Below are 8,338 nucleotides of genomic sequence, written 5' to 3' on the forward strand. Positions count from 1 at the left end.
GAGCCGGGCCGCCGACGCCCTGGGCGACCACGTGCGCGCCGGCCACCGGGCCCCGGCGGTCCTGGCGGGCGTGGTGAACGGGCGCAACGTGTGGCGCACCGACCTGGACGCCGCACTGGCGACCCTCGGTGAGCTCAGCTCGGTGACGGGCGCCTCGGTCAGCGTGGGCACCTCCACGACCCTGGCCCACGTCCCGCACGACGTCGACGTCGAGACCGCCCTGGACGCGCGGGTGCGGTCCTGGTTGGCGTTCGCCGACCAGAAGGTCACCGAGGTGCACACCCTGGCCACCGCCCTCGCGAACGGCCCGGAGTCGGTCAAGGACCGGCTCGAGGCCGCCCGTGCCGCCCGGCGGGACCGCGAGGAGGCGCCCGGGGTGCGTGACCCCCGGGTGCGGGAGCGGTGCGCCGCCCTGGGTGAGGCCGACCTGGCCCGGCCGCCCTACGCCGAGCGCCGCCCGCTGCAGGACCAGGCCCTGCCCCTGCCGCCCCTGCCCACCACCACGATCGGGTCCTTTCCCCAGACCCCGGAGGTCCGTCGCGCCCGCGCGGCCCTGCGCCGCGGCGCACTGGACCAGGCCGGCTACGAGGCCGCGATGCGCGAGCACGTCGCCGAGGTCGTCGCCGTCCAGGAACGCCTGGACGTCGACGTCCTGGTGCACGGCGAGCCCGAGCGCAACGACATGGTGCAGTACTTCGCCGAGCTCCTCGACGGGTTCGCGGTGACCGACCACGGGTGGGTCCAGTCCTACGGGTCCCGGTGCACCCGGCCCTCCATCCTGTGGGGTGACGTGTCCCGTCCCGCGCCCATGACGGTGCCCTGGGCGACCTACGCCTCGTCCCTGACCGACCGTCCCGTCAAGGGCATGCTCACCGGTCCGGTCACGATCCTGGCCTGGTCGTTCGTCCGCGACGACCAGCCCCTGGCCGACACCGCACGTCAGGTCGCCCTCGCCCTGCGCGAGGAGACCGTGGACCTGGAGGCCGCAGGGGTGGTCGTCATCCAGGTCGACGAGCCGGCGCTGCGCGAGCTGCTGCCCCTGCGCGCCGGTGCCCGCCCCGACTACCTGCGCTGGTCGGTCGACGCGTTCCGGCTCGCGACCGCGGGAGTGCAGCCCAGCACCCAGATCCACACCCACCTGTGCTACTCGGAGTTCGGTGAGGTCCTCGGTGCCATCGACGCCCTGGACGCGGACGTGACGAGCATCGAGGCGGCACGCTCCCGCATGGAGATCCTCCCGGAGGTCGAGGACGCGGGCTTCGACCGGGGCCTGGGCCCGGGCGTGTACGACATCCACTCCCCGCGGGTGCCCGGCACCGACGAGGTCGTGGACCTGCTGCGCCTGGCGCTCAAGCACGTGCCGGCCGACCGGCTCTGGGTCAACCCGGACTGCGGGCTCAAGACCCGCCGGCCGGAGGAGGTCGGCCCCGCCCTGGCGAACATGGTGACGGCTGCGCGCGCGCTCCGGTCCTGACCGGGCAGCGGGCCGGGGTGGGAGGATGATCGGGTGTCCGGACATCACCCCACCCCGGCCCAGCTGCGCCGGTGGCGCCGCCACCTGGCCGACGAACGTGCCGAGGCCACCGTCTACCGGGACCTCGCCGGACGCCGTGAGGGCGAGGAACGGGAGATCCTCCTGGCCCTCGCCGACGCCGAGGACCGTCACGCCGCCCACTGGGAGGAGCTCCTCGGCGACGAGGTGGGCGCCCCCCGCCGCGGGGACGTCCGGTTCCGGGTACTGGCCTGGCTGGCCCGCCACTTCGGGTGGGTGTTCGTCCTGGCCCTGGCCCAACGGGCCGAGGCCCGCGCCACCTACGACGCCGACGCCGACGCGACCCCGGCGATGGCCGCGGACGAGCGGATCCACGCCGAGGTCGTCCGCGCCCTGGCCACCCGGGGTCGCAACCGGCTCGCCGGGTCGTTCCGGGCGGCGGTGTTCGGTGCCAACGACGGTCTGGTCTCCAACCTCGCACTGGTGATCGGCGTCGCGGCCGCCGGGGCGACGTCCTCGACCGTGCTGCTGACCGGGTTGGCGGGCCTGCTCGCCGGTGCGTTGTCCATGGGTGCGGGGGAGTACATCTCGGTGCGGTCCCAGCGTGAGCTGCTCGCCGCGTCCAACCCCGCACCCGAGGCCGCCACGGCGCTGACCCACCTGGACGTCGACGCCAACGAGCTGGCCCTGGTCTACCGGGCCCGGGGCATGGCCCCCGACGAGGCGCAGGAGCGGGCCGACGCCGTCCTGGCCGACCTCACCGGCCCGAGCCGGGAGTTCACCGAGCGCCACGACGACCAGCACGAGGCCGTGGGTACGGACGTCGGGGCCTCGCTCGCGAGCTTCTGCTTCTTCGCCTCGGGCGCCGCGATCCCCGTGCTGCCGTTCCTCTTCGGCATGACCAACGGGGCGGCGCTGCTCGTGGCGCTGCTCGCGGTCGGGGCCGCGCTCCTGCTGACCGGTGCGGTCGTGGGTGTCATCTCCGGTGGGCCACCGGTGCGCCGCGCCCTGCGCCAGCTGGCCATCGGTGCGGGCGCCGCGGGCATCACCCACCTGCTGGGCACGCTGTTCGGGGCGACCCTGGGCTGAGGTCGGGCGGGGCGCCCGTCCGGTCAGGTGTGGGCCTCGGGCCCGGGCCCGACCTCGGCGACCCCGGGGTCGTCCCCGACGGCCCGCCGCAGCATCGGCAGCGCCGCGAGCGTCACCACCACGCAGATCCCGGCCGAGCCCATCACCACCACGAACCCCCCGGTCGACCCCTGCCCGTCGACCCACGACCCGGCGATCGACGCCCCGAACGAGACCCCGACCCCCAGGGCGGTCCCCACCCACGCCAGACCCTCGGTCAGCTGCGCGTGCGGGACCAGGTGGCGCACCAGGGCGTTGCCGGTGATCAGGGTCGGGGCGATCGCCAGACCCGTGACGAACATGACGGCGGCCAGCACCGGCAGGGACGTGACGAGCAGGAACAGGCTGGCGCCGCCGGCCAGGGCGAGCATCCCGACCGTGAAGCGGACCCACAGGGGGCTGCGCCAGTGCCGGGCGCCGTAGCCCAGGCCCGCGAGCAGCGACCCCAGCGCGAACACGGCCAGCACGGGGCCGGCCGCGGCGGGCGAGCCCTGCTCTCGCGCGAACGCCACCGTCGCGACGTCCGTGGCCCCGAGCACCGCGCCCATGCCCACGAACGTCACGGCGAGCACGCCCATGCCACGGTGACGGATCGCGGACCTGCTGCGCGACCCCGGCGCCGGTGGCGAGGGCGGCGGTTCGGTGGACCGCTGACCCAGGAACAGCATCCCGCCCGCACCCAGGGCCAGGAGCGGCAGGACGAGCGCCGCGGTCGGGGTGACCCCGGTGGCCAGGACGGTGGCCAGCACTGGGCCGAGGACGAACAGCAGCTCGTCCAGGGCCGACTCCAACGAGTAGGCGGTGTGCAGCTGGCGGGGGTCGTGGAGCAGGTGCGACCAGCGTGCCCGCACCATGGCGCCCACCGAGCCCATGGTCGACCCGGCCACCACCGCCGAGGCGTACAGGGCCGGGGTGGGGCCCTCCAGCGCCGTGGTCACCAGCAGGCCGGTGAGCCCGATCGCGGTGACCGCGAAAGCCGGGCGCATGACGCGGGCCTGCCCGTGCCGGTCGACCAGGCGCGAGAGCTGGGGAGCGCAGAAGGCGTGCGTCAGGACGTACACCGCCGAGACCCGCCCGGCCAAGCCGTAGGAGCCGTACACCTCGGAGACCATCAGCACCAGGGCGATCCCGGTCATGGCCATGGGCAGGCGCGCCAGGGCGCCGGCGGCCGAGAACGCCGCGGCGCCCGGGCGGGTGAGGATCACACGGTACGGCTGGAGCACGGCACATCGTCACATGCCGCGGCCGAGGCGGGTCGCCTCAGCCGAGCGTCTGGGTGACCAGGTCCTTGGCGGCCGCCTGGACCTCGGTGAGGTGCTCGGCCGAGACGAAGGACTCGGCGTAGATCTTGTACACGTCCTCGGTGCCGGACGGCCGGGCGGCGAACCAGGCGTTGTCGGTGGTGACCTTCAGCCCGCCGATCGCCGCGCCGTTGCCCGGTGCGCTGGTGAGCCGCCCGGTGATCGGCTCCCCCGCCAGGGTCGAGGCCGTGACCTGCCCGGCGTCCAGCGCGCCCAGGGCGGCCTTCTGCTCGCGGGTGGCGGGGGCGTCCACGCGGGCGTACCAGGACCGGCCGTGCCGTTCGACCAGCCCGGCGTGCAGCTGGGACGGCGACCTGCCGGTGCGGGCGGTGATCTCGGCGGCGAGCAGCGCCAGGATGATGCCGTCCTTGTCGGTGGTCCACACCGTGCCGTCGGTGCGCAGGAACGACGCCCCGGCGGACTCCTCGCCGCCGAACCCGACGGTGCCGTCCAGGAGCCCGGGGACGAAGTGCTTGAACCCGACGGGGACCTCCAGCAGGTCCCGGCCCAGGTGGGCGGCCACCCGGTCGATCAGCGCCGAGGACACCAGCGTCTTGCCGATCGCGGCGCCGGCGGGCCACCCGGGGCGTGCGCCGCCGTACAGGTAGTCGATGGCCACGGCCAGGTAGTGGTTGGGGTTCATCAGGCCCGCGTCGGGCGTGACGATGCCGTGCCGGTCGGCGTCTGCGTCGTTGCCGGTCGCGACGTCGAACGGGGCGTCCCCGCTCATGGCGTGCACCAGCGACGCCATCGCCGAGGGGGAGGAGCAGTCCATGCGGATCTTGCCGTCCCAGTCCAGGGTCATGAACGACCACCGGGGGTCCACCTGCGGGTTCACGACGGTGAGGTCCAGCCCGTGCCGCTCGGCGATCTCGCCCCAGTAGTCCACCGCCGCCCCGCCCAGGGGGTCGGCACCGATGCGCACGCCGGTGGCGCGGACCAGGTCCAGGTCCAGCACGTGCGGCAGGTCGGCGACGTAGGCGCTGAGGTAGTCGTGCCGGTGCGTGGCGGGCGCGGCCATGGCCGCGTCGGGCTGCAGCCGCCGCACCCCGCCCACGCCCTGGCGCAGGATCTCGTTGGCGCGGGCCGCGATCCAGGACGTGGCCTCGGAGCCGGCCGGCCCCCCGTGGGGAGGGTTGTACTTGAAGCCCCCGTCCCGGGGCGGGTTGTGGGACGGGGTCACGACGATCCCGTCGGCGAGGCCCGAACCACCGGCACCGGTGCGCACCCCCTCCTGGGTGGCGGAGCCGTTGTGCAGCAGGATCGCGTGGGACACCGCCGGGGTGGGGGTGTACCCGTCCCGGGCGTCCACGTGCACGTCGACCTCGGCCGCGGCCAGGACCTCGAGCGCGGTGCGGAACGCCGGCTCGGACAGGGCGTGGGTGTCCCGCCCGATGAACAGGGGCCCGTCGGTGCCCTGGCCGCGCCGGTACTCCACGATCGCGGCCGTGGTGGCGATGATGTGCGCCTCGTTGAACGCACCGTCCAGGCTGGACCCGCGGTGCCCGGAGGTGCCGAAGGCGACCCGCTGGCCGGGGTCGTCGAGGTCCGGGGTGCGGTCGTAGTAGGCGCCGACGAGCGCGTCGACGTCGATGAGGTCCTCGGGCTGGGCTGGGGTACCGGCGCGCGGGTGCATGGTCCGATCCTGGCACCAGGTGGGGTCGCTGCGCAGCGGGTACCCTCGCACACCATGGGTAAGAGAGCGGCCGTCGAGTTCGTCCTGCGCCCCTTCGAGGGCCTGCCCGGTGAGCCCGACTGGGTGGCGATGCGTGAGGTGGTGCCCGCGGCGACCGGTACCGCCCGCACCACCGCCGAGCACGGCGCGCGCGACGTGGTCGTCGCGACCGTCCTGCCGATGGGGTGGCCGGCGCTGCACCGCAACGACGGGACACTGATGGTGGCGCTGCAGCAGCACGCGGGCTCCGGTGACGCGTCCCGTGACCTGGCGGCCCTGCTGCTGCAGGCCATGGAGCTCCCCGCGGGTACCCCGATCACCTCGGCACCGCTGCCCGAGCCGGGCCCGCGCCTGCAGGACGTGCTGGACCTCGACGTGGCGTTCGAGGTGACCGTCCACGACGGGTTCGAGTACTGGTTGTCGCCCGAGGACGAGCCGGACCAGGACGTGCGCGCCTCGCTGGACCAGATGAACGAGACGATCGTGCCGACCCGGCGGCTGACGTCGGTCGACGCGGCGTACGTCGCGCAGATGGGCGACCGCACCTACCTGCGGTGGGCGGTGACCCGGGACGAGCAGGAGTTCATCGACGCCCTGGCGCGGCTGCACGCCCGCCGGGAGTCCGGGCTCGGCGAGGCCGGCGCGGTGGGTCGGTTCCTGGGCGCGTTCCGGTCGTGCGGGCTGCTGGTCCCGGTGTGGGACCTGGCCGCCGACGTCGACGTCGAGGTCCTGGAGCAGGAGCTCGGTGCGTTGTCGGGGCGTCTGGAGAAGGCCCTGGCCGTCGAGGCGCCGCTGGATGCGACCGAGCGCCGGGCGCGCGCCGGGCTGGTGTCTCGTCAGCTGACGCTGCGGTGAGCACCGGGCCTCGACGGGTCGGGGCCGGCGCGAGGTGTGCAGGACCGTCGGGGTGCGACGGTCACGTGGGTCGATGACCGTGGATTGACCATCCCGTGGTCTCGCGATGAAGAACCCCGCCACTCTCGTTAGGGTGTGCGCGTGGCCACCTCACGACGCGGCTCCTCCACCGCCCCCACCCGGCAGCGGGTGGCCGTGGTCATCCCTGCCAAGGACGAGTCGCGACGTATCGCGGCGACGGTGCGCGCCGCCCGGGCGATCCCGCACGTGGACCTGGTGCTGGTCGTGGACGACGGCAGCGAGGACGCGACCCAGCACGTGGCGCGGGACGCGGGCGCCGTCGTGGTGAGGCACTCCCACAACCGCGGCAAGGCCTCGGCGATGGAGACGGGCGCCGCGGTGGTGGCGATGCGGGACGTGGACGGGCGCCCCCCGCGGATGCTGCTGTTCCTGGACGGGGACCTGGGGGAGTCGGCCGTGAACGCCGCGCCTCTGGTCCAGCCGGTGCTGGAGGGTGCGGCCGACCTGTCGATCGCGCTGCTCCCCCCGCAGCCCGGGGCGGGTGGCCGGGGCATCGTGGTGGGCCTGGCCCGCCGGTCGATCCAGTCGATGACGGGGTGGACCCCGACCCAGCCGCTGTCGGGGATGCGCTGCCTCACGCGGGAGGCCTTCGAGGCCGCGACCCCGTTGGCGCACGGCTGGGGGGTGGAGACGGGCATGACGATCGACCTGCTGAGCAAGGGGTTCGTGGCCGTCGAGGTGCCCTGCGACCTGCGCCACCGGGCCTCCGGCACGGACCTGCGGGGTCAGATGCACCGCGCCGCCCAGTACCGGGACGTGCTCCTGGCGGTCAACGCCCGCAAGATGGCCGGGGTGGCGCGCGGGGTGGGTCGGGCCTTCAGGTTGCGTCGGCGCGGGGGCTGACGATCCCGTCGCGGACCTGCAGCAACCAGGCCGCGCACACCGTCACCAGCAACGGCACGGCCAGGGACACCCCGATCGCGGGGATGACGATGCCGGAGTCGTTGACGGCGAACCCGATGCCGAGGGTGACGCCCAGGGCCACGATCCCCGGCCGCAGCATGGGCGCGTCGTTGCCGAGGGACGTGAGCGGCGCCCCGGAGGACAACCACCCGAACGGGCCGCCGTCGGGGGCGTGGGCCGCCCACCGCAGGGGCCGGGACAGGACGAACGCGACCAGGGCGATGCCTGCCAGGGCCAGGAGCGTCAACCACGTCCCGCCGAGGTTGGCGAGGTTCTGGGCGAGCTTGCGGCCGATGACGTCCCACACCCCGCCGTCCAGGACGGTCTCCACGAACCGACCCAGGTGGGTGCGGTCCTCCACGGGCCGCAGCCAGTCGATGACCGCGAACGAGCTCACGACCACCGCTGCGCCCCCCAGCACCCCGGCCAGGCGCATCCAGGTGAGGCGGATGCCCGCGGCCATGAGGGCCAGGACCGCGAACCCGGGCACCAGGGCCGGCGGGCCGCCGAAGTCGCTGCCCAGGCCGGGCATCCCGTTCAGGAAGGTGGCGACGGCACCGGTGACGGCGATCAGCACGGCTGCCAGGCGGCGTCGGCCGGCCCGGACCAGTGGGTCGGTCACCGCGACCACGCTGAGGATGGTCGCGGCCGCGAACAGCGCGAACGCGGTGTTGTTGAACCCGTAGAACCGTCCCGCCACCACCGGCTGGACGCCCATCGGTGCCGAGACCTGGAGGGTGGCCCCCGTGATGACGTCCACCGCGAGCACCAGGGTGGTCGCACCGGCCACGACCGCGGCCGGGCCCAGGAGCCGGTGGCGCCGCCCGATCAGGAGCGCGACGGTGGTCAGCACCAGCGCCCAGGCCGCCACCAGCCCGGTCAGGGCCCACGCGGGCGAGGCGG

At 74.7% G+C, this 8,338-nt stretch carries 6 protein-coding genes and 1 pseudogene; 4 read left to right on the forward strand and 3 right to left on the reverse strand.

Annotated features, from left to right (window positions below; all coding sequences use genetic code 11):
- Together metE and N869_RS10700 are read left to right on the forward strand one after the other, a co-directional pair.
- Positions 1 to 1,474 (forward strand): 5-methyltetrahydropteroyltriglutamate--homocysteine S-methyltransferase (metE, locus tag N869_RS10695; RefSeq protein WP_156968499.1); only part of this gene is annotated, 1,474 nt, incomplete at its 5' end.
- A gap of 33 nt (positions 1,475 to 1,507) precedes the next feature.
- Positions 1,508 to 2,581 carry a VIT1/CCC1 transporter family protein gene (locus N869_RS10700; RefSeq protein WP_035061398.1) on the forward strand — a complete coding sequence of 358 codons (1,074 nt, stop codon included), beginning with the start codon at positions 1,508 to 1,510 and terminating at the stop codon, positions 2,579 to 2,581.
- 23 nt (positions 2,582 to 2,604) lie between these two features.
- Here N869_RS10700 and N869_RS10705 read toward each other — a convergent pair whose 3' ends face one another.
- Both N869_RS10705 and pgm read right to left on the reverse strand, forming a co-directional pair.
- Positions 2,605 to 3,843, reverse strand: coding sequence for an MFS transporter (locus N869_RS10705; RefSeq protein WP_052105410.1), 1,239 nt, complete (start codon positions 3,841 to 3,843; stop codon positions 2,605 to 2,607).
- Between the two features lie 37 nt (positions 3,844 to 3,880).
- Complete coding sequence (gene pgm / locus N869_RS10710) at positions 3,881 to 5,557, reverse strand: phosphoglucomutase (alpha-D-glucose-1,6-bisphosphate-dependent) (protein WP_035061400.1); 1,677 nt, start codon at positions 5,555 to 5,557, stop codon at positions 3,881 to 3,883.
- Positions 5,558 to 5,611: 54 nt separating this feature from the next.
- Between pgm and N869_RS10715 the strand changes: the two genes are divergently transcribed.
- Complete coding sequence (locus N869_RS10715; RefSeq protein ID WP_035061402.1) at positions 5,612 to 6,451, forward strand: DUF5926 family protein; 840 nt, start codon at positions 5,612 to 5,614, stop codon at positions 6,449 to 6,451.
- 141 nt (positions 6,452 to 6,592) lie between these two features.
- Complete coding sequence (locus N869_RS10720) at positions 6,593 to 7,375, forward strand: glycosyltransferase (protein WP_232229701.1); 783 nt, start codon at positions 6,593 to 6,595, stop codon at positions 7,373 to 7,375.
- Here the strand turns inward: N869_RS10720 and N869_RS17820 are convergent.
- Positions 7,350 to 8,338, reverse strand: a pseudogene (locus tag N869_RS17820) (hypothetical protein); the annotation flags it as partial. The gene N869_RS10720 and the pseudogene N869_RS17820 sit on opposite strands and share 26 nt — an antisense overlap.

Origin of the sequence: Cellulomonas bogoriensis 69B4 = DSM 16987 (genome assembly GCF_000767165.1) — a bacterium.
Classification (GTDB): Bacteria; Actinomycetota; Actinomycetes; order Actinomycetales; family Cellulomonadaceae; genus Actinotalea; species Actinotalea bogoriensis.